Source organism: Streptomyces sp. NPDC059875 (genome assembly GCF_042731085.1).
GTDB lineage: Bacteria > Actinomycetota > Actinomycetes > Streptomycetales > Streptomycetaceae > Streptomyces.
Map to the genome: position 1 here is coordinate 438502 of NZ_JBHWJZ010000002.1, position 20443 is coordinate 458944.

The 20443-nt window shown below is 71.5% G+C and carries 14 protein-coding genes and 1 pseudogene; 12 read left to right on the forward strand and 3 right to left on the reverse strand.

The genetic code is table 11. The features are described 5' to 3' along the window. Position 1: 1 nt before the first annotated feature. The 4 genes and pseudogenes from ACFV9D_RS03885 to ACFV9D_RS03900 all read left to right on the forward strand — a co-directional run bounded on the left by ACFV9D_RS03885 (position 2) and on the right by ACFV9D_RS03900 (position 3546). Complete coding sequence (locus tag ACFV9D_RS03885) at positions 2-1018, forward strand: agmatine/peptidylarginine deiminase (RefSeq protein ID WP_385140388.1); 1017 nt, start codon at positions 2-4, stop codon at positions 1016-1018. A 51-nt stretch (positions 1019-1069) separates the two neighbouring features. Continuing rightward, positions 1070-1510, forward strand: coding sequence for a hypothetical protein (locus tag ACFV9D_RS03890; RefSeq protein ID WP_385140391.1), 441 nt, complete (start codon positions 1070-1072; stop codon positions 1508-1510). 87 nt (positions 1511-1597) lie between these two features. Continuing rightward, a complete protein-coding gene (locus ACFV9D_RS03895; protein ID WP_385140467.1) occupies positions 1598-2143 on the forward strand; it encodes a TetR/AcrR family transcriptional regulator in 546 nt (181 codons plus the stop codon). 75 nt (positions 2144-2218) lie between these two features. Continuing rightward, positions 2219-3546 (forward strand): annotated as a pseudogene (locus ACFV9D_RS03900) (MFS transporter). A 50-nt stretch (positions 3547-3596) separates the two neighbouring features. Here the strand turns inward: ACFV9D_RS03900 and ACFV9D_RS03905 are convergent. Continuing rightward, entirely contained in the window at positions 3597-4292 is a 696-nt protein-coding gene (locus tag ACFV9D_RS03905; RefSeq protein WP_385140394.1) for a hypothetical protein, read from the reverse strand. Between the two features lie 699 nt (positions 4293-4991). On the opposite strand from ACFV9D_RS03905, the gene cimA reads away from it, so the two are divergent. Next, positions 4992-6620 carry a citramalate synthase gene (cimA, locus tag ACFV9D_RS03910; RefSeq protein WP_385140397.1) on the forward strand — a complete coding sequence of 543 codons (1629 nt, stop codon included), beginning with the start codon at positions 4992-4994 and terminating at the stop codon, positions 6618-6620. Between the two features lie 66 nt (positions 6621-6686). Further along, positions 6687-8033 (forward strand): hypothetical protein, encoded by a 1347-nt coding sequence (locus ACFV9D_RS03915; protein ID WP_385140399.1) that lies wholly within the window; start codon positions 6687-6689, stop codon positions 8031-8033. Between the two features lie 32 nt (positions 8034-8065). Here ACFV9D_RS03915 and dnaN read toward each other — a convergent pair whose 3' ends face one another. Continuing rightward, on the reverse strand, positions 8066-9202 hold the full coding sequence (dnaN, locus tag ACFV9D_RS03920) for a DNA polymerase III subunit beta (protein WP_385140402.1): 1137 nt from the start codon (positions 9200-9202) through the stop codon (positions 8066-8068). Between the two features lie 104 nt (positions 9203-9306). Here dnaN and ACFV9D_RS03925 point away from each other — a divergent pair, with 104 nt between their 5' ends. Next, entirely contained in the window at positions 9307-10458 is a 1152-nt protein-coding gene (locus ACFV9D_RS03925; RefSeq protein ID WP_385140405.1) for a serine hydrolase domain-containing protein, read from the forward strand. 165 nt (positions 10459-10623) lie between these two features. Here ACFV9D_RS03925 and ACFV9D_RS03930 read toward each other — a convergent pair whose 3' ends face one another. After that, on the reverse strand, positions 10624-11235 hold the full coding sequence (locus ACFV9D_RS03930; RefSeq protein ID WP_385140470.1) for a YceI family protein: 612 nt from the start codon (positions 11233-11235) through the stop codon (positions 10624-10626). A gap of 215 nt (positions 11236-11450) precedes the next feature. Here ACFV9D_RS03930 and ACFV9D_RS03935 point away from each other — a divergent pair, with 215 nt between their 5' ends. The 5 genes from ACFV9D_RS03935 (at position 11451) to ACFV9D_RS03955 (ending at position 20397) form a co-directional block, all read left to right on the forward strand. Then, a complete protein-coding gene (locus tag ACFV9D_RS03935; protein ID WP_385140408.1) occupies positions 11451-11960 on the forward strand; it encodes a hypothetical protein in 510 nt (169 codons plus the stop codon). A gap of 130 nt (positions 11961-12090) precedes the next feature. Next, positions 12091-15945 carry an endo-alpha-N-acetylgalactosaminidase family protein gene (locus ACFV9D_RS03940; RefSeq protein WP_385140411.1) on the forward strand — a complete coding sequence of 1285 codons (3855 nt, stop codon included), beginning with the start codon at positions 12091-12093 and terminating at the stop codon, positions 15943-15945. Positions 15946-16075: 130 nt separating this feature from the next. Beyond that, the gene (locus ACFV9D_RS03945; protein WP_385140414.1) at positions 16076-18406 is read left to right on the forward strand and encodes a polysaccharide lyase 8 family protein; all 2331 of its coding nucleotides are present in this window, start codon (positions 16076-16078) and stop codon (positions 18404-18406) included. Between the two features lie 181 nt (positions 18407-18587). Beyond that, the gene (locus ACFV9D_RS03950; RefSeq protein WP_385140417.1) at positions 18588-20171 is read left to right on the forward strand and encodes an acyl-CoA carboxylase subunit beta; all 1584 of its coding nucleotides are present in this window, start codon (positions 18588-18590) and stop codon (positions 20169-20171) included. A 13-nt stretch (positions 20172-20184) separates the two neighbouring features. Beyond that, positions 20185-20397, forward strand: coding sequence for an acyl-CoA carboxylase subunit epsilon (locus ACFV9D_RS03955; protein WP_355107477.1), 213 nt, complete (start codon positions 20185-20187; stop codon positions 20395-20397). The last annotated feature ends 46 nt before the right edge of the window (positions 20398-20443 follow it).

The window sequence follows — 20443 nt, forward strand, 5'->3', positions numbered from 1 at the left end:
CATGACTTTCCGAATGCCGCCCGAGTGGGCCCCGCACGAGCGCACGTGGATGGCCTGGCCCGGCCCGAACCCCACCTTCACGAACGAGGAGGAGCTGGCCGAGGCCCGCACCGCGTGGGCGTCCGTGGCCCGCGCCGTACGCCGCTTCGAGCCGGTGACCATGGTGGTCGGACCCGGCCAGCTGGACTCCGCGCGCGAGCTGCTCGGCGACGCGGTCGACGTGGTCGAGCGCGAGCTGGACGACGCCTGGATGCGGGACATCGGCCCGACGTTCGTCACGAACGGCTCCGAGCTCGCGGCCGTGGACTGGGTGTTCAACGGCTGGGGCGCACAGGACTGGGCCCGCTGGGAGCACGACTCCAAGATCGCCTGCCACGTCGCCGACATCGCGGGCGTGCCGGTGGTGAGCAGCCCACTCGTCAACGAGGGCGGCGCGATCCACGTCGACGGTGAGGGAACGGTCCTGCTGACCGACACCGTCCAGCTCGGCGCGGGCCGCAACCCGGAGTGGACCCGCGAGCAGGTCGAGGCCGAGATCCACGCCAAGCTCGGCACGACGAAGGCGATCTGGCTCCCGCACGGCCTGACCGGTGACTACGGCCTCTACGGCACCCAGGGCCACGTCGACATCGTCGCGGCCTTCGCCAAGCCCGGTGTCGTGGTCGTCCACAGCCAGCAGGACCCGGCCCACCCGGACCACGAGCGCTCCCGGATGTACGTCGACATCCTGAGCCGCCAGACGGACGCGAAGGGCCGCACGCTCCAGGTCGTGGAGATCCCGGCCCCCACCGTCCTGAAGGACGAGGAGGGCGACTGGGTCGACTACTCGTACATCAACCACTACCTGTGCAACGGCGGCGTGGTGCTGTGCGGTTTCGACGACCCGAACGACGAGATCGCGGCGGGCATCTTCCGCCGGCTGTTCCCGGAGCGGATCGTGACGCTGGTGGACGCGCGCGCCATCTTCGCGGGCGGCGGCGGCATCCACTGCATCACACAGCAGCAGCCGAAGGTCTGAAGCCCTGAAACCGGTTGGCGACGGCCGCACGCCGTGTGACAGCGTGCGGCCATGCCCCTGATCGACCACCCGAGCGGTGACTACGCACTCCAGATCCTGTACTCCCTCCCGGATGACGCCTGGTATCTGGAGCTGGACCTGGTCGCCGAGCAGCGGACCCTGCTGATCGGGGTCGTCCCGGACGAGGACCCCGACCGGGAGCCGACCGTGTGCGTCGACCCCGTGTCGGGGCACCACCACATCCCGTACGACGTCATGCGCTGGTTCATGGAGCACCTGGACCACGAGATCGCCACGTCCCGCGCCTGGATGGGGCTGCGTCCCGACCTCGTCGAGGTGATCCACGGGCTCCGGCAGGAGTACCTGGGCGTCATCGACGACGAGCGGTTCGCGGCGGTCCACGCGGAGCTGCGCTCCACCGTCCCCGCGGCCGACCTCCCCGCCGTCCTGGACGCCGCATTCGGTCGGAACGCCGACGGGAGCGTGAGGTAGAACAGACGAGTGACCCGCATCAACCCCGCCGGACCCCGGCGCCGCAACAACGCCGCCCCTCCCCGCGAGGAGCTGCTCGCCGCCGCCATGGACACCATCGCCGAGCGCGGGCTCGACGGGCTGACCATGGCCGGGCTCGGGCGCGAGGTCGGGATGAGCAGCGGGCACCTGCTCTACTACTTCCGCACCAAGGACGAGCTGCTGCTCCAGACCCTGGAGTGGAGCGAGGGTCGGCTCGGCGCCGAGCGCAGCGCGCTGCTCTCGCGACCCGGGACCGCCCGCGAGCGCCTCGACGGCTACATCGACGTGTACGTCCCCGACGGTCCCCGCGACCCCCACTGGACCCTCTGGCTGGAGGTCTGGAACCGCTCCCAGAACGCCGACGACGACGGCCGCGCCCGGCAGGCAGCCATCGAGGGCGCCTGGCACCGGGATCTGGTCGCGCTGATCGCCGAAGGCGTCTCGCGCGGGGAGTTCCGGACGGTCGACCCCGACCGGTACGCGGCCCGGATGCGGGCCCTGCTCGACGGGTTCAGCGTCCATGTCGCGGTCGGCATCCCCGGCACCGGTCGCGAGCAAGTCATCGCGCACGTGAGGGAGTTCGTCGCGGACACCCTGGTGCTGCGACCGTAACGCACGCAAGTACTCCTGATCGTTGCATGCTGCACCCTTGTCGCGTCCGTGTCACCTCCGGCACGGTTCCGGATCATGGGACGAGAGCACTGGAAGAAGATCTGGGTCGGTTCGGCCGGCAACATGGTCGAGTGGTTCGACTGGTTCGTGTACGCGAGTTTCGCCCGTACTTCGCGGGGGCGTTCTTCCCCGAGGGCAATGACACCGCCAAGCTCATGAACACCGCCGGCATCTTCGCCGTCGGCTTCTTCATGCGCCCCGTCGGCGGCTGGCTGCTCGGCCGGGTCGGCGACCGCAAGGGCCGCAAGGCGGCGCTCACGCTGACCGTGTCGCTGATGTCCGCCTCCGCCGTACTGATCGCCATCGCGCCGACCTACTCCGTCGCCGGGTACGGCGGCGCCGCGGTCCTGCTGATCGCGCGGCTCCTCCAGGGCCTCTCGGTCGGCGGCGAGTACGCGGCCAGCGCGACCTATCTGACGGAGGCCTCGGCGCCGCAGCACCGGGGCTTCGCCTCCAGCTTCCAGTACGTGTCGATGACGGCCGGCCAGATCCTCGGCCTCGGCCTCCAGATCGTCCTCCAGCGCACCATGTCCGCTGACGCGCTGCACAGCTGGGGATGGCGCATCCCGTTCATCATCGGCGCCCTCGGCGCGGCCGTCGTCTTCTACCTGCGGCGCAACATGCTGGAGACGGAGGTGTACGAGGAGACCGCCGACGAGGGCGTGGCGCGCGGCGAGAAGGGCACCATGAAGGCGCTGTGGGCGCACAAGCGCGAGGCGTTCCTCGTCATCGCCCTCACCATGGGCGGCACGGTGGCCTACTACACGTACACCACCTATCTGACGAAGTACCTCTCCAACTCGGCGGGGCTGCCGAAGCAGACCGCGACCCTGGTCTCCTTCTGCGCGCTGATCGTCTTCGCCTGTCTGCAGCCGCTCGCCGGCCGCCTGTCGGACCGGATCGGCCGCCGCCCGCTGCTGATCACGTTCGCGCTGGGCTCGACCTTCCTGACCGTGCCGATCATGACGATGCTCCGGCACGCGGGCTCCTTCTGGCCGGCCCTCGGCCTCTCGCTCCTCGCGCTGGTCGTCATCACCGGCTACACCTCGATCAACGCGTGCGTGAAGGCGGAGCTCTTCCCGACCGGCATCCGCGCGCTGGGCGTCGCCCTCCCGTACGCCATCGCCAACGCGCTCTTCGGCGGCACGGCGGAGTACGTGGCGCTGTGGTTCAAGGACGCGGGGCTCGAGTCCGGCTACTACTGGTACGTGGCGGGCTGCGCGGCCGTCTCGCTGGTCGTCTACCTGACGATGCGCGAGACCAGGGACATCGACCTGGGGAGGGTGGGCCGGCCCGCGCCGCAGGCGGAGCCCCGCGCCGAGGAGACCGTGAGCCAGGTCTGATCCGGGGGCGTTCCGGCCCGGCGGCCCGGCGGCCCCGGGCCCGGCCCGGCTCACGGCGACTCGGTCTCCAGTCGCTGCTGGAGCTTCTTCAGGATGCCCGTCGCGCGTTCGGCGAGTCGGGCCGGAACACCGTCCGGGGCCTCGTAGTCGATCACGGCGAGGGTGGTGGCACCCGAGCGGCCCGTGTACACCACGTACGGGTAGTCCGTCGTCTGCCCGTCGGCGTCGGAGACCTGGCGGCCGTCCTCGGCGACGATCGCGTCGAACCCCGCCACCTCGGGCGCCGTGGCCTGCCGTACCCCGGCCCACCGGGTCTTGCCGCTGTGCTGCTCCGGGCAGCGCCGGGTGCCGCTCTCGACGTCGTTCAGATAGGACTCCGCCGTCGCCGCGTCCGCGAACACCCGCACCTCCGTGGTGCTGATCAGGCCGCTCACCGGGTGCGTCACGGCGCGGCCGATCGCGGCCAGGGTGCCCGCCCGGCTGCTCTGGGCGAATCCCTCGCAGGTGCTTTTCACCTCCCACTCGGGTGCGGGGTCGGTCTCGTACTCCTCTGCGCGCTTGTAGCCGGATCCCCAGTCCGGGGCGTCCAGGGCCACCGCGGCCGCGAGGGTGTGGGCCTCGGCGCGGGCGGCTTCGTCGTTCGCCGCCGAGACGGTCGGGGACGCGTTCGTCGCCGTGCCGCCGTCGTCGTCACCGCCGCGCAGCAGCGCGACCAGCGCCACCGCCAGGCCGAGGGCGACGACCACGCCGGCCCCTGCAATCACGAGCGTGCGGCGGCGTCGGCCGCCCGGGGGAGGAGGCTCAGGGGGACCAGGGATGCTGCCGCCACCCGAATCCGAGCCGGATCCGTATCCCGAGCCGGAGTCCCGGCCGGATCCGTACCCGGAGCCGGAGTCGCGGCCGGGCCCGTACCCGGAGCCGGAGTCGCGGCCGGGCCCGTATCCCGAGCCGGAGTCCCGGCCGGGTCCGTACCCGGAGCCGGAGTCGCGGCCGGGCCCGTATCCCGAGCCGGAGTCGCGACCGGATCCGTCGCCTGGTCCCGGCTCCGGCTCGCCGCCGGACGGTGGTTCGAGCGGCCCGCGGGGTGGTCCCGACGGCGGGCCGGAAGGTGGTCGAGTGCTCATACAGGGACGCGTACCACCCGGCCGCCGCCCGCATCCTGAGACCGCGGTCCCGTCACCCGTACAGATGTGGGAGACTGCCGACGTGCTCGCTACCACCATGATTATCGGCAGCAGCGCGCCGGTCCGCAGTGACCGCTGAACCGCGACTCGACCCCCGCGGCAGTGGACACCGTGCCCCAGACCCGCGCGCAGACCTCTCGCACCCGCGAGAGGTTTTTTCGTTTTCCGGCCCCACCACCGCCGGAAACGGACGACGCGTGAGAATGGGGGCAAGTGGATCCAGACCTTCCGGAGCCACATCCGACAGGAGCCATCACAGTCATGACCACGGAGACCGACGAGAGCCGTCCTGGCGACAGCCGTCTCGACGACAGCTTCCATGTCTTCGACACGACGCTGCGCGACGGAGCGCAGCGTGAAGGCATCAACCTCACCGTCGCCGACAAGCTGACCATCGCGCGGCACCTCGACGACTTCGGCGTGGGCTTCATCGAGGGCGGCTGGCCCGGTGCCAACCCGCGTGACACGGAGTTCTTCGCCCGTGCCCAGCAGGAGATCGCCTTCAAGAACGCGCAGCTCGTCGCGTTCGGCGCGACCCGCAGGGCGGGCGGCAACGCGGCCGAAGACCCGCAGGTGAAGGCGCTGCTCGACTCCGGAGCGCCGGTGATCACGCTGGTCGCCAAGTCGCACGACCGGCACGTGGAACTGGCGCTGCGCACCACCCTCGACGAGAACCTGGAGATGGTCCGCGACACCGTCTCCTACCTTCGTTCGCAGGGCCGCCGCGTCTTCGTCGACTGCGAGCACTTCTTCGACGGCTACAAGGCCAACCCGCAGTACGCCAAGGCCGTCGTCAGCGCCGCGCACGAGGCCGGCGCCGACGTCGTGATCCTCTGCGACACCAACGGCGGCATGCTCCCCGCCCAGATCCAGGCCGTCGTCGCCACCGTCATCGCCGACACCGGCGCGCGCCTCGGCATCCACGCCCAGGACGACACCGGCTGCGCCGTCGCCAACACCCTGGCCGCCGTCGACGCGGGCGCCACACACGTCCAGTGCACGGCCAACGGCTACGGCGAGCGGGTCGGCAACGCCAACCTCTTCCCGGTCGTCGCCGCCCTGGAACTGAAGTACGGCAAGCGGGTGCTGCCCGACGGCGCGCTCGCCGAGATGACCCGGATCTCGCACGCGATCGCCGAGGTCGTCAACCTCACGCCCTCCACCCACCAGCCCTACGTCGGCGTCTCCGCCTTCGCCCACAAGGCCGGACTGCACGCCTCCGCGATCAAGGTCGACCCCGACCTCTACCAGCACATCGACCCCGAGCTCGTCGGCAACACCATGCGGATGCTCGTCTCCGACATGGCCGGCCGCGCCTCCATCGAGCTGAAGGGCAAGGAGCTCGGCGTCGACCTCGGCGACGACCGCGCGCTCGTCGCCCGTGTCGTCGAGCGGGTCAAGGAGCGCGAGCTCCAGGGCTACACCTACGAGGCCGCCGACGCCTCCTTCGAGCTGCTGCTGCGCGAGGAGGCCGAGGGCCGCCCGCGCCGCTACTTCCGTACGGAGTCCTGGCGGGCGATCGTCGAGGACCGGCCCGACGGCACGCACGCCAACGAGGCGACCGTGAAGCTGTGGGCCAAGGGCGAGCGGATCGTCGCCACCGCCGAGGGCAACGGCCCCGTCAACGCCCTCGACCGGGCGATGCGGGTGGCCCTGGAGCGGATCTATCCGCAGCTCGCCAAGTTCGAGCTGGTCGACTACAAGGTCCGCATCCTGGAGGGGCGCCACGGCACGGAGTCCACGACCCGCGTCCTGATCACCACCAGCGACGGCCACGCCGAGTGGTCGACGGTCGGCGTCGGGGAGAACGTGATCGCCGCGTCCTGGCAGGCGCTGGAGGACGCGTTCACCTACGGGCTGCTGCGGGTGGGCATCGACCCGGCGGAGTAGGCCCTCTCTCGGACCGTGGGCTCCCTCAATGTCTCGTAACCACCCTTTAGGGGTAGTTTCGATGGTATGAGGACCAGGCCGTTCCACCTCCTGTCGGCCCTCGCCGGGCTGGCACTACTGCTGCTCCTGGTCCTGGCCCCCTCAGCGGGGGCCGGGATCACCGGGATACCGGACGCCGCCACGGCTCTGAAGCAGGGCCCCGTGTACGTCGATCCGGGCGCCGCCGACCAGCTCTCGCAGGCCGACGCGGACGCTCTCGCCCAGAAGATCGAGGACGCGGACAAGCCGCTCTTCATCGCCGTGCTGCCCGCGAACAGCGAGTATCCGCCCGAGAACCTCCTGCAGAATCTGCGGACCCAGACCGGCGTGACCGGGCTGTACGGGGTCCGGCTCGGTGACGGGTTCGACGCCGCCGCCGACCGCTCGGTGATGTCCGCGGACGCCGTGAACAACCTGGTCACCTCCGTGCGCCAGCCCGGCGTGGACGCCAAGACCGAGCTGAACAACTTCGTCGACCAGGCCCTGCCGAGCCTGTCCGGCTCCGCGCCGGCCTCGTGGGGTTCCGTGGGCACGGACGACGGCGTTCCGGTCGGCGGGCTGATCACCCTCGGCGCGGTCGTCGCCGCCGGCGGTGCGGGCGCGTACGCGATCGTCCGCCGCAACCGGCTCCGCAAGGAGGCCGAGGAGCGCGAGGCCCTGGACAAGCTCCGGGTCGTCGTCGACGAGGACATCACCGCCTTCGGCGAAGAGCTCGAACGCCTCGACTTCCACCCGGCCGAGGCCGGCGCCGACGACGCCATGCGCGGCGACTACGAGCGTGCGCTGGACTCGTACGACAAGGCCAAGTCGCTGATGGGCTCCGCCACGCATCCGCACGACGTCAAGGGAGTGACCCAGCAGCTGGAGGACGGTCGCTTCTCGCTCGCCGTCCTGGCAGCTCGCCGCGAGTCCAGGCCGCTGCCCGAGCGTCGCGCCCCCTGCTTCTTCGACCCGCGCCACGGCCCCTCGGCCGAGGACCGGACCTGGACCCCGGTCGGCGGCGCCGCCCGCGAGGTCCCGGTCTGCGCCGCCGACGCCGCCCGCCTCGACGACGGGCAGGAGCCCCTGGCGCGCACCGTCGAGACCTACGACGGCCGCCGCCCGTACTGGGAGGCGGGACCGGCGTACGGACCCTGGGCCGGCGGCTACTTCGGCGGCGGCATGCTCCCCGGCCTCCTCGTCGGCACCATGCTCGGCTCGATGCTCGCCACCCCGGCCTACGCCTCCGAGTACGGGGCCGGAGAGTTCGAGGGCGGTGACGTCTCCGGCGCCGAGTTCAGCTCCGGCGACTTCGGCTCGAGCGACTTCGGCGGCGGCGGTGGCGGGTTCGGCGACTTCGGCGGTGGCGGGGACTTCGGTGGTGGCGGCTTCTGAGCCCGGTGCCCGTAACGGCCTGGCCATGGGGTCTACACCAAGGGCTTCACCGACATCAGCAGATGCTGGTGGACCCCGCCCGGCCGGTCGGTGATCAGCGCCCGCTGGCCCGGACCGAGCAGGTGGAAGCGGACGGAGTCGGTGCCGAAGGAGCCGAGCGCGTCCAGGAGATACCCGGGGTTGAAGGCGACCGCCATCGACTCCGCGCCCTCGAGCAGCGCCGGCAGCCGCTGGGAGGCCACGTCGTCCTCGTACCCGGCCTGGAGCTGGACCGTGTCCCCGGCGAAGGCGAGTTGGACCGGGCTGTCGCCCTCCGCGACCACCGCGACCCGCTTCACGGCCTCGAGCAACGGAGCCCGGTCGGTCACGGCGACGGCGTGCTCCCCCAGGGAGAACAGCTTGTCGTGGCGGGGCAGCCGGCCGTCGAGCAGGCGGGTCGTCGTCCGTGTCCCCTCGCTCTCGAAGCCGATCGAACCGCCGTCCAGGGCGAGGCGGACCGGCCCCGTCGAGGTCAGCGAGCGGGCGATCTCGGTCAGCCGCCGGGCCGGCACGACCACGTCCGCACCCTCCCCGTCCGCCGCGATGCCGCCGTCCGCCGCGACGTCCCCGTCCGCGCCCTCCGGCTTCCACTCCAGCGTGCGGACCGCGTAGCGGTAGCGGTCGGTCGCGGCCAGCGTCATCGTCGTACCGTCGAGCGCAAGACGTATCCCGGTGAGGACGGGCAGCGAGTCGTCCCGACCGGCCGCAACCGCCACCTGTCCGACGGCCTCCGCGAACGCCTCGGCGTCCACCACGCCCCGGAAGGCGGGCAGCCCGGGCTGCGCCGGATAGTCGTCCAGCGGCAGCAGGGAGAGCCCGAAGCGGGCCTCCCCGCCCGTCACCGAGAGGCGCGCCCCCTCGACCGCGCACTCCACCACGCCCCGGGGCAGCACCTTGCAGATGTCGAGCAGCCGCCGCCCGAGGACCAGCGCCCGACCCTCCCGTGCCGTGTCCGCCTCGACCTCGATGCGCGCCGACGCCTCGTAGTCGAGGCCGGAGACCCGCAGCAGGCCGTCGCTCGCCTCCAGGAGCAGCCCGCCGAGCACCGGCACGGGCGAACGGGCGGGCAGGACGCGGGCGGCCCAGGCCACGGCTTCGGTCAACACGCTGCTGTCGATACGGAATTCCATGGTTCCGACGCTAGCGACCCCCACTGACAACACCCCGGGAAGAACCCGGCACCGCTGATCGTTCTCACCTTCGACCGCGTGGGAGCGACCAGGGGGAGACAGCGATGAGCGACGTCCACGGCACCGTGGAGCCCGGCTTCGAGTCCGTACGGGAGGCGTTCGGAGGCGTGGTCGCGAACGAGGCGAGCGACGGCGGGGCCCAGCTCGCCGTCTACCACCAGGGGCGCCAGGTCGTCGACCTGTGGGGCGGCGACGGTGTCGAGGGGGACTCCCTGCTCGGCCTCTACTCCTCCTCCAAGGGCGCGATGGCGCTGGTCGCCGCGCTCCTCGTGCAGGACGGCGTGCTCCACCTGGACAGGGAAGTCGCCTCCTGGTGGCCGGAGTTCGCCGCCGAGGGCAAGGGGAGGCTCACCCTCCGCCAGCTTCTGGCCCACCGCTCGGGCGTGATCGGCGCCGACGGCGGCCTCACGCTCGACGAGCTCGCCGACGACCGGGTGGTCGCCGCGCGGCTCGCAGGGCAGCGCCCCTTCTGGGAGCCGGGTTCCGGCCACGGTTACCACGCCCTCGTCATCGGCGCGCTGGTCGGCGAGGTGGTGCGCCGGGCCACCGGGCGCACGATCCAGGAGCACTTCGAGGAGCGGGTCCGGGCGCCGTACGCCCTGGACTACTACCTCGGACTCCCCGAGGAGCTGGAGCCCCGCTTCCGCCCCGCGCTGCCGATGAAGCCCACCCCCGCGCAGCAGGCGCTCCTTGAGGCGAACCCGATCGCGCCGGACAGCCTGCTGGCCATCGCCTTCGACTTCCACGCCGACCCGCCGCTGGACCTGGTCGCGTACGCCAACTCCCGTACGGTACGGGCCAAGGCGCCGCTCTCCGGCGGTGGCATCGGCTCCGCGCGGGGCCTCGCGCGGATGTACGCGGCGATCGCGGGCGAGCTGGACGGGCGGCCCCCGCTCCTGAAGCCGGACACCCTCGCCGAGGTGGCCCGGATCCACTCCTCGGGCACCGACCTGGTGACCGGCGCGGAGAACGCCTTCGGCCTCGGCTTCGTCCCGCTGGCCACCCGCCATCCCGCGCTGACCCCCGCCGCGATCGGCCACAGCGGCGCCCCCGGCTCCCAGGCCTTCGCGGACCCGTCCACCGGCCTCGCGTACAGCTACACCCGCCGCCGCTTCGGCTTCATGTCCGGGCCGGGCGGCCCGGAGAACGACCGCCTGATCCCGGCGGTGGTCCGGGCTGCCGAGGCGGCCCTCTGACCTGCCGGCACCCGCTGGGACCCCGCCGGCACCCGCTGGGACCCCGCCGACACCCGCGGGGACCCCACTCCGCCCCCGCTCCGACCCCGGAGAACGCCGAGCGCCCGCCCTCCGTCGTGACGGAGAGGCGGGCGCGCTCGTGTGTGCCCCCGGGGGGCGTCGGGCTCAGGCGGCGTTCTTGATCGCGGAGATGTCGAAGGTCAGCTTCACCTTGTCGCTGACCATGACACCGCCGGTCTCCAGGGCCGCGTTCCAGGTCAGGCCCCAGTCGGAGCGCAGGATCTCGGCCGAGCCCTCGAAGCCCACGCGCTCGTTGCCGTAGACGTCCGTGGCCGTGCCGTTGAACTCCAGGTCGATCGAGAGCGCCTTCGTCACGTCCTTGATCGTGAGGTCGCCGGTCACGCGGTACTTGTCGCCGCCCAGCTGCTGCGCCTCGGTGGAGCGGAAGGTCATGAGCGGGAACTGCTCGGCGTCGAAGAAGTCGCCGCTGCGCAGGTGGCCGTCGCGGTCGCCGATGCCCGTGTCGATGGAGGCGATCTTGACGTCGATGGTGGCGGCGGACGCGCCCGGGTTCGCGCCGTCCAGCTTCAGCGTGCCCTCGTGCTCGGCGAAGGTGCCGCGCACGTTGGTGACCATCGCGTGACGGACGGTGAAGCCGATGCTGCTGTGGGCCGGGTCGATCGTGTAGTCGCCGGTCAGCGCGGCGAGCGCCGGGTCGACGGGGAGGGTGGCGACGGCGGTGTCGGTGTCGTTGCTCTTGCGGCCGAAGATGCCCATGACGTGCTCCTTGGGGACGAGGTTCATGCTTTGTTGAACCTTCAACGAGAACGACCATAGACCTATTCCGTTCAACTTTCAACAGTTGTGGAAGATGTTCACCCGGAAGGTGCCGAGGCCCTCTGGCGGACGCGCGTAGAGCTGCGGCACCATCTCTCTGATCCACCTGCACAGCCGTCCCGTCCGTCACGGTCACCAGCAGGAGGCACTCCCCGATGAAGCTCCGCTCCGTCCTCACCGCGCTCGCCCTGGTCCTGGGCGCCCTCTTCGCCCCCGGCGTCGGCGTCCTCGCCGGCGCCACCGACGCGCACGCGGCCACCAAGATCAGCCACGCCACCGCGACCTCGATGTTCCGCAGCTCAGGCATCACGTGGTCGTCGTCCGGCGGCTGCTCCGACCGCAACAACCCGACCTGTACGTCCTTCGAGCAGCTCAACCTCGCCACCGCCAAGGGCGCCCAGACCCTCAAGAGCGCCAGCGGCTGCGCGCTGAACATCACGGGCGGCACCGAGACCGGCCACGCCGGCGGCACGTACTCGCACTGGAACGGCTACAAGCTCGACTTCAGCAAGTACACCTGCCTCGGGAACTACATCAAGAACACCTTCACCTACATCGGTGTGCGCGGCGACGGAGCTCCGCAGTGGAAGTCCGGCGCCGGCAACATCTACGCCGACGAGGGCAACCACTGGGACGTGACCTACTACAACTGCGGCGGCTGCTGACCGTACCGCCCGACCCAAGAAGCCCCCTTCGGCCGCCACTTGGACTAACCGAAGGGGGTTCTTGGACTGCTGGGGCCGCCGGGTCGCGATCTCGTTGACGGTGCTGCGCGACCCGGGCCAACTAGTCCCCATGCCCCTCCCCAAGTCGCGAAGAATCCGTGCGGCCTGCGCGCTCGCCGTCGCCTCGTCGGCCGTGTTCGCCCTGTCCGGGCCCGCCCGCGCCGAAGTCCCCGAAGTCCCCGCCCCCGCACGTGCCGCCGGCGAGGCCGCCGAAGCCGTCATCGGCTCCGACCAGCTCGCCGTCGCCGTCGCCGAGGACTTCCCGCGCGTCGTCTCGTACACCGACCGCGCCACCGGCGCCCGCCTCCTCGGCAGTACGGCCCCGGTCACCCAGGTCGTCCTCAACGGCACGGCGTACCCGGTCCAGGCCAAGGGCGCCCCCACCCTGACCGCCACCAGCGCGGCGTACACCCTCACCTTCCCCGCCCTGGCCGGCGTCGAGATCGACGCGACCCTGAGCGTCAGCGGCCGGGCGACCACCTTCAAGGTCACCGCCGTCCGAGACACCGAGGCCTTCCGGATCGGCACCCTCGACATACCCGGCCACGACCTCGTCTCCGTCGGCTCGGCGGACACCGGGGCCGCGACGGCCTTCACCCGGCTCGACCCCGACTCCACCCGTACCGCCGACGTCTTCGCGGACATCACCGACGCCACGCCCGCCGAGACGAGTCCCGTCGGCGCGAGTTACGCGATCGTCAACACCGGCCGGCTCGCCGCCGCCCTCGAGTCCAACTCCAGCTACGACACGCCCTCGGGACCGAGCGCCCGCGACGGCGCCCGCTTCTGGCACCAGGCCCGCAAGACCGCGACCGAGACCCGCGTCGGCGTCTGGTCCGGCCAGTGGACCCACCGCGGCGCCGGAGCACCGCGGCCCGAGAGCGGGAACGACCTGCCCTGGGCCAAGGTGGTCGTCACCCCGGACGCCAACGCCGACGGGAAGACCGACTGGCAGGACGGCGCGCTCGCCTTCCGCACGATCGGCGTCAAGGCCCCGGGCAGCGAGCAGACCCCCGGCCGGGTCATCGCCCACATCCCGTTCAACTTCGCCTCCAACGCCACCCATCCCTTCCTGCGCACCCTCGACGACGTCAAGCGGATCTCGCTCGCCACCGACGGACTGGGCCAGTTCGCCCTGCTCAAGGGGTACGGCTCCGAGGGTCACGACTCGGCCCACCCCGACTACGGCGGCAACTACAACAAGCGGGCCGGCGGCCTCGAGGACCTCAACAAGCTGCTCAGGGAAGGCAAGAAGTGGGGCGCGGGCTTCGGCGTCCACGTCAACGCCACCGAGTCGTACCCCGAGGCGAAGAACTTCAGCGAGACCCTCGTCGACAAGACCAAGCCCGGCTGGAACTGGCTCAACCAGAGCTACTACATCGACCAGCGCCGGGACATCAACAGCGGCGACCTCGCCCGCCGCTTCCAGCAGCTGCGCGACGAGACCGACCCGAACCTGTCGATGCTCTACATCGACGTCTACTACACGCACGGCTGGATCGCCGACAAGACCGTCCAGGCCGTGCAGGCCCAGGGCTGGAACGTCGCCACCGAGTGGTCCGAGAAGTTCGAGCGGGCGTCCCTCTGGTCCCACTGGGCCAATGACCTGAACTACGGCGGGGCCACCAACAAGGGCCTCAACTCCCAGATCATCCGCTTCATCCGCAACGGCGAGAAGGACGTCTGGAACAACCACCCGGTCCTCGGCCAGACAGCCCTCGAGGACTTCGAGGGCTGGACCGGCGAGACCGACTGGAACCACTTCTACGCCAACATCTGGCAGAAGAACCTGCCCGCCAAGTACCTCCAGCAGCAGAAGATCACCCGCTGGAGCGGCAACGACCTCACCTTCACCGGCGGCGTGCGCGGCACCGTCGAGGACGGCCGCCGCACGTTCTACGAGAACGGCCGCAAGGTCCTCGACGGCGACAACTACCTGCTGCCCTGGGACGGCGGCAAGAAGCTGTACCACTACAACAAGGCGGGCGGCTCCACGACCTGGACGGTCCCGGGCAGCGGCTCGTACGCCGTCTACAAGCTCACCGACAACGGCCGTGTGAAGACCGCGACCGTGCGTCCCGTCGACGGGCGGATCACCCTCGACGCCGCCGCGGGACAGCCCTACGTCCTCTACCCGGACCGCGCCCCCGAGCCGAGCGACCCCCGCTGGGGCCAGGGCACCCCGGTCGACGACCCCGGCTTCAACGACGCGAGGCTCGGCGCCTGGTCGAAGGCCGGGACCGTCGCCCGCGACACCGACACCCAGGGCCGCAACAGCGCGAGGCTGACGGGCTCCGCCACCGCGTCCGTGCGGCAGCAGATCACCGGTCTCACCCCCGGCAAGCGGTACACCGCCTCCGCCCTCATCGAGGTCGAGCCGGGGAGGACCCGCCCGACCACCCTCTCCGCCGGCGGGAAGTCCGTCACCGTGGAACGCTCGGCCGTCCAGGACCGGGTCGCCGCCTCCGACTGGAACGGCACCCGCCTCCAGCGCGCCAAGGTCACCTTCACCGCCCCCGGCAGCGGCTCCACCACCCTCAGGATCGAGGCCGCGAACGGCAGCCCGGCGGCCGTCCGCATCGACGACGTCCGGATCGTCGCCAACGACCCCGCCACCAAGGCCGGCGCGCTCGTGCACGAGGACTTCGAGGCCGTCGACCAGGGCTGGGGCCCCTTCCTCAAGGGCGACTCCGGCGGTACGACCGACCCGCGCACCCACATCGCCCAGCTGCACGCCCCGTACACCCAGGCCGGCTGGAACGGAAAGCTCGTCGACGACGTCATCGGCGGCGCGGAGTCGCTGAAGTCCCATGACGAGAACAGCGGCCTGGTCTACCGCACCGCGCCCTGGACCGTCCCGATGAAGGACGGGCGCAGCTACCGCGTCACGTACGACTACCAGTCGAGCCACGCGGGCGCCTACGAGTGGGTCACCGGCTACGACCGTACGAACGGGACCTCGGTGGAGACCCGCCGTACGCCCGTCGGACAGCAGAGGACCACGGGCCACTTCTCCGAGACCGTGACCGCCGGCTGCGGCGACACCTGGACCGGGCTGCGCAAGCGCGCCGACGCCCCCGACGGAGCCGACTTCGTGCTCGACTCCTTCACCGTCACCGACCTGGGCCCGGCGCCGGAGAAGGCGGCCTGCGGCACGCTCGGCCTCGCCGCCCCGGAGACCCTGGAGCCGGGCCGCCCGAACCAGGTCACGGCCACCTTCGCCAACGACGAGGCGGGCGCCGTCGCCGGGGCCACCGCCGCCCTGGAGCTCCCCGCGGGCTGGATCGCCGAGCCGGCCGCCCCCGTCGCCCTCGGTACGGTCGCGGCGGGCGCCCAGGCCACCGCCACCTGGCAGGTGACGCCCCCGGTGGACGCGAAGTACCAGACGTACCCGCTCGGTTCGACGCTCACGTACACCGTCGGGGGAGAGGCGCGGAAGCTGAGCGCCGCGACCTCCGTCCGTACGCTGCCCCCGCCGCCCACCACGGACGGCTGGGCGAGCGACCTGGACTGGACGTCCGCGACCAACGGCTGGGGACCGGTCGAGCGCGACCTGTCCAACGGCGAGACGGGCACCGGCGACGGCAGCCCGCTGAGGATCGGGGGAGTGGCGTACGCGAAGGGCCTGGGCACCCACGCCCCGGCCACGGTCCGCTACTACCTGGGCGGGAAGTGCACCTCGCTGACCGCCGAGGTCGGCGTCGACGACGTCCAGGCCACCCGCGGCACCGTCCAGTTCAGCGTCCGCGCCGACGGTACGGAGAAGGTGAAGTCGCCGGTCCTCAAGGCGACGGACCCGGCCTGGTCGCTGAGCGCCGACGTCACCGGTGCGTCCTATGTCGACCTGGTGGTCGGGGATGGCGGCGACGGGAACGGCAACGACCACGCGGACTGGGGGAACGCGCGGTTCCACTGCGGCGGCTGAAAGGTGCAGACCGGACGGGAGTTGGCAGAAAGCGCTTGTTCCGCGGCCTGTCGTGCTCATTGATTGCGTCGGAAAGCAGGTGCTACACCGGGCGCCAACCGGTCTACACCTCTTCCCCCGGGAGGCTCCTGTGCCCCTTCCCGTCTGGTCCCGCCGCACCTTCCTGACCACGGCCGGCGCCACCGCCGCGGCCGCGACCCTGGGACCGCCCCCTCTCGCCCACGCGCAGGAGGGGGAGTTCGAGGCGCTGCGGCGGCGCTGGCTCGACATCCAGCTCGGCGCCGGCTTCGATGCCGGCGCCGAGCCGTACGCCTCCCGCCTCGCCGAGACCGGCGACCTCGCCCGTACGTTCCGGGCGTCGATGGCCCCCACCGACACCTCCCTCTGGCCGGGCCACACCTTCGACCCGCCCTCCGGCATCACCCAGAGCTACGGCCGCCTGTGGACGATGACGCAGGCCCATCTGCAACCCGGCACCGGGCTCACCGGCGATCCGACCCTGCTCGCCGACGTCCTCCGGGGCCTCGACCACCTCTCCGCGCGGATCTACCACCCCGGCACCGTCCGCTACGGCAACTGGTGGGAGTGGCAGATAGGCAGCCCCCGCCTCCTCATGGACATCGTCGCCGCGCTCCATCCGCACCTCGGCCCCGAGCGGATCGCGGCCGCCTGCGCGGCCGTCGACCACTTCGTCCCCGACTCGATGCTCACGAACTACAGCGGCACTTCCACCGGCGCCAACCGCGTCGACCTCTGCCGCTCCGTGGCCCTGCGCGGCATCGTCGGCGCGAACCCCGCCAAGATCGCCCTCGCCCGCGACGCCCTCTCGCCCGTCTTCCCGTACGTCACCAAGGGCGACGGCCTCTACGCCGACGGCTCGTTCGTCCAGCACACCTGGGTCGCCTACTCGGGCACCTACGGACAGGTCATGCTCGACGGCCTCGGTCGTCTGTTCGCCCTGCTCGCCGGCTCCGATTGGGCGGTCACCGACCCGAACCGGCAGATCGTCCTCGACAGCGTGGAGCGGGCCTACGCGCCCCTCATCTACAACGGGTTGATCATGGACAGCGTCAACGGCCGTGCCATCAGCCGGGGTTACCTCAAGAACGACGAGCGCCGCGTCATGCGTTCCGACCACTTCCACGGCCAGGGGATCATCGCCGCGATCGCGCTGCTCGCGGGCGGCGCGAGCGCCTCCGAACGCGAGCGGTGGCACGCGCGCGTGAAGGGCTGGATCGAACGGGACACCGTCTCCCCGATCCTCTCCGCCCGCCAGTTCGGCGTCGCCGACCTCGCCCGGCTGCAGGCCGTCGCCGACGCGCCCGTCCCGGCCGCCCCCGAGCCGACCGGGCACCGGCTGTTCGCCGCCATGGACCGGGCCGTCCACCGCCGCCCCGGCTGGGCCGCCAACATCGCCATGGCCTCGGAGAGGATCTCGTACTACGAGTGCGGCAACGGCGAGAACCCGCGCGGCTGGCACACCGGGGCCGGGATGCTCTCCTGGTGGACCCCCGACACGGGCGATCAGTACACCGACTGGTTCTGGCCCACCGTCGACCCCTACCGGCTCCCCGGCACCACCGTGTCCACCAAGCGCCTCGCCGACCGCGCCGGTGGCGAGTGGGGCGCCCCGAAGCCGGCCGTGCAGTGGGTCGGCGGGGCCACCGACGGCGAGTTCGCCGCCGTCGGACAGCACCTCAAGGGCCTCGGTTCCACCCTGGAGGCCCGTAAGTCCTGGTTCTGCGCGGCGGACACCGTGATCTGCCTCGGGGCGGGGATAACGGCCGCCGACGGCGTCCCCGTGGAAACCGTCGTCGACAACCGCAACCTCGGCGACGGGGGAGGCGCGCAGGCGCTCACCACCGGCAGCCGCTGGGCGCACCTCGAAGGACACGGCGGCTGGGTCTTCCCCCAGGGCGCGGCGAATCTCCGGACCCTGCGCGAGGAGCGCACCGGCGCCTGGAGCGACATCAACACCACCAGCTCCACCGAGACCCGTACCCGCACCTACGAGACCCTGTGGCTCGACCACGGCACGGACCCGGTCGGCGCCTCGTACGCCTACCTCCTGATGCCGGGGGCCTCCCGGCGCACCCTGGCCGCCCGCGCCGCCGACGAGGACTGGCTGACGATCCTGGACAACAGCGTCGACCGGCAGGCCGTCGGCGTCCCGTCCCTGGGCCTCACGGCGGCGAACCTGTGGCGGGCGGGTACGGTGGGACGCCTCACGGTCACGGCTCCGGCGAGCGTCCTGATCCGCCGCCGGCGTTCGGTCCTCGACCTCCGGATCAGTGAGCCCTCGCGCACCGGGCTGCCGCTCGAGCTCGTCTGGGACCAGCCGGTCCGCCGCGTGATCGGCCACGATCCCTCGGTGGAGGTGCTGGCCACCGGCCGCTCGCTACGGCTGCGGATCACCCCTGGTGCCGCGGGCGTCACCCACCGCTGCGAGGTGGTCGTGTAGGGGTCCGCACAGCGGGCCGTGCGCAAGGGGTTGTGTGGAAACCCTACAAACACATGGGGTGTCCGGCTGTTGACTCGGGCCTCACTCTCAACGGTTCTGTCTTACTCCACCAGGAATAGACGCGGGAGACTGTACGGAGTCGACGGCGGGATTTCCTTGGTCGGCTTCGTAGGGTCGGTACATGACCGTTGTGGACCAGATCCCGAGCGAGCCGACCGACGCGCGTGGCCGTGTGGCCGAGCTGCACGCCCTGCGCGAGGAGGCTCGGCGCGGCCCGAGCGACCGGGCGACCGAGGCGCAGCACGCCAAGGGCAAGCTGACCGCTCGCGAGCGGATCGAGCTGCTGCTCGACCCCGGTTCCTTCAACGAGGTCGAGCAGCTGCGCCGGCACCGCGCCACGGGCTTCGGCCTGGAGGCGAAGAAGCCGTACACCGACGGTGTCATCACCGGCTGGGGCACGGTGGAGGGCCGCACGGTCTTCGTCTACGCGCACGACTTCCGGATCTTCGGCGGCGCGCTGGGCGAGGCCCACGCCACGAAGATCCACAAGATCATGGACATGGCCATCGCGTCCGGCGCCCCGCTCGTCTCGCTGAACGACGGCGCCGGTGCCCGTATCCAGGAGGGCGTCTCCGCCCTCGCCGGCTACGGCGGCATCTTCCAGCGCAACACCCGCGCCTCGGGTGTCATCCCGCAGATCTCGGTGATGCTCGGCCCGTGTGCCGGTGGCGCGGCCTACAGCCCCGCGCTGACCGACTTCGTCTTCATGGTCCGCGAGACCTCGCAGATGTTCATCACCGGCCCGGACGTCGTCAAGGCGGTCACCGGCGAGGAGATCACCCAGAACGGCCTCGGTGGCGCCGATGTGCACGCCGAGACGAGCGGCGTGGCGCACTTCGCGTACGACGACGAGGAGACGTGCATCGCCGAGGTGCGCTACCTCCTGTCGATGCTCCCGCAGAACAACCGAGAGAACCCGCCGACCGTCGCCTCGGAGGACCCGGCGGACCGCCGCTCGGACGTCCTGCTCGACCTGGTGCCGGCCGACGGCAACCGCCCCTACGACATGCACAAGGTGATCGAGGAGCTCGTCGACGACGGCGACTTCCTGGAGATCCATGAGCGCTGGGCCCGCAACATCATCTGCGCGCTGGCCCGCCTGGACGGCCAGGTCGTCGGCATCGTCGCCAACCAGCCGCAGTCCCTGGCCGGCGTCCTGGACATCGAGGCCTCGGAGAAGGCCGCCCGTTTCGTCCAGATGTGCGATGCTTTCAATATCCCGATCGTCACCCTTTTGGACGTACCCGGCTTCCTGCCGGGCGTCGACCAGGAGCACGGTGGAATCATCCGCCACGGCGCGAAGCTGCTGTACGCGTACTGCAACGCGACCGTGCCCCGGATCAGCCTGATCCTGCGCAAGGCGTACGGCGGCGCGTACATCGTCATGGACTCCCAGTCCATCGGCGCCGACCTGACGTACGCCTGGCCCACCAACGAAATCGCGGTGATGGGCGCCGAAGGTGCCGCCAACGTCATCTTCCGCAAGCAGATCGCCGAGGCCGAGGACTCCGAGGCCATGCGGACCCGCATGGTCAAGGAGTACAAGGCCGAGCTGATGCACCCCTACTACGCGGCGGAGCGCGGACTGGTCGACGACGTGATCGACCCCGCAGAGACGCGGGAGGTCCTGATCAGGTCCCTCGCCATGCTCCGCACCAAGCACGCCGACCTGCCGTCCCGCAAGCACGGCAACCCGCCTCAGTAAGAGGAGCCGACACGTGACCACACCTGCCACAGCCAACCTTCTCCGAGTCGAGAAGGGCCACGCCGACCCCGAAGAGCTGGCCGCGATCACCGCGGTGCTGCTCGCCCGCGCGGCCGCCCAGCCCGCGGACGACGCGGCGACCTCCCGCCACGGCCGCTCGACGGCCGGCTGGCGCCGCCTGGAGCGTCAGTCGGGCTTCCGCCCCTCCCACTCCTGGCAGGGCTGACCCCCGCCGCGCCGAAGGCCCCCGCTCCGACCCGGAGCGGGGGCCT

Bases quoted from the DNA above. Each gene is read 5' to 3' on its own strand.
- ACFV9D_RS03940 (WP_385140411.1), top strand. From the start codon at position 12,091: ATGCCCCTCCCCAAGTCGCGAAGAATCCGTGCGGCCTGCGCGCTCGCC.
- ACFV9D_RS03930 (WP_385140470.1), bottom strand. From the start codon at position 11,235: ATGGGCATCTTCGGCCGCAAGAGCAACGACACCGACACCGCCGTCGCC.
- ACFV9D_RS03935 (WP_385140408.1), top strand. From the start codon at position 11,451: ATGAAGCTCCGCTCCGTCCTCACCGCGCTCGCCCTGGTCCTGGGCGCC.
- dnaN (WP_385140402.1), bottom strand. From the start codon at position 9,202: ATGGAATTCCGTATCGACAGCAGCGTGTTGACCGAAGCCGTGGCCTGG.
- ACFV9D_RS03890 (WP_385140391.1), top strand. From the start codon at position 1,070: ATGCCCCTGATCGACCACCCGAGCGGTGACTACGCACTCCAGATCCTG.
- cimA (WP_385140397.1), top strand. From the start codon at position 4,992: ATGACCACGGAGACCGACGAGAGCCGTCCTGGCGACAGCCGTCTCGAC.
- ACFV9D_RS03895 (WP_385140467.1), top strand. From the start codon at position 1,598: ATGGACACCATCGCCGAGCGCGGGCTCGACGGGCTGACCATGGCCGGG.
- ACFV9D_RS03950 (WP_385140417.1), top strand. From the start codon at position 18,588: ATGACCGTTGTGGACCAGATCCCGAGCGAGCCGACCGACGCGCGTGGC.
- ACFV9D_RS03885 (WP_385140388.1), top strand. From the start codon at position 2: ATGACTTTCCGAATGCCGCCCGAGTGGGCCCCGCACGAGCGCACGTGG.
- ACFV9D_RS03925 (WP_385140405.1), top strand. From the start codon at position 9,307: ATGAGCGACGTCCACGGCACCGTGGAGCCCGGCTTCGAGTCCGTACGG.
- ACFV9D_RS03915 (WP_385140399.1), top strand. From the start codon at position 6,687: ATGAGGACCAGGCCGTTCCACCTCCTGTCGGCCCTCGCCGGGCTGGCA.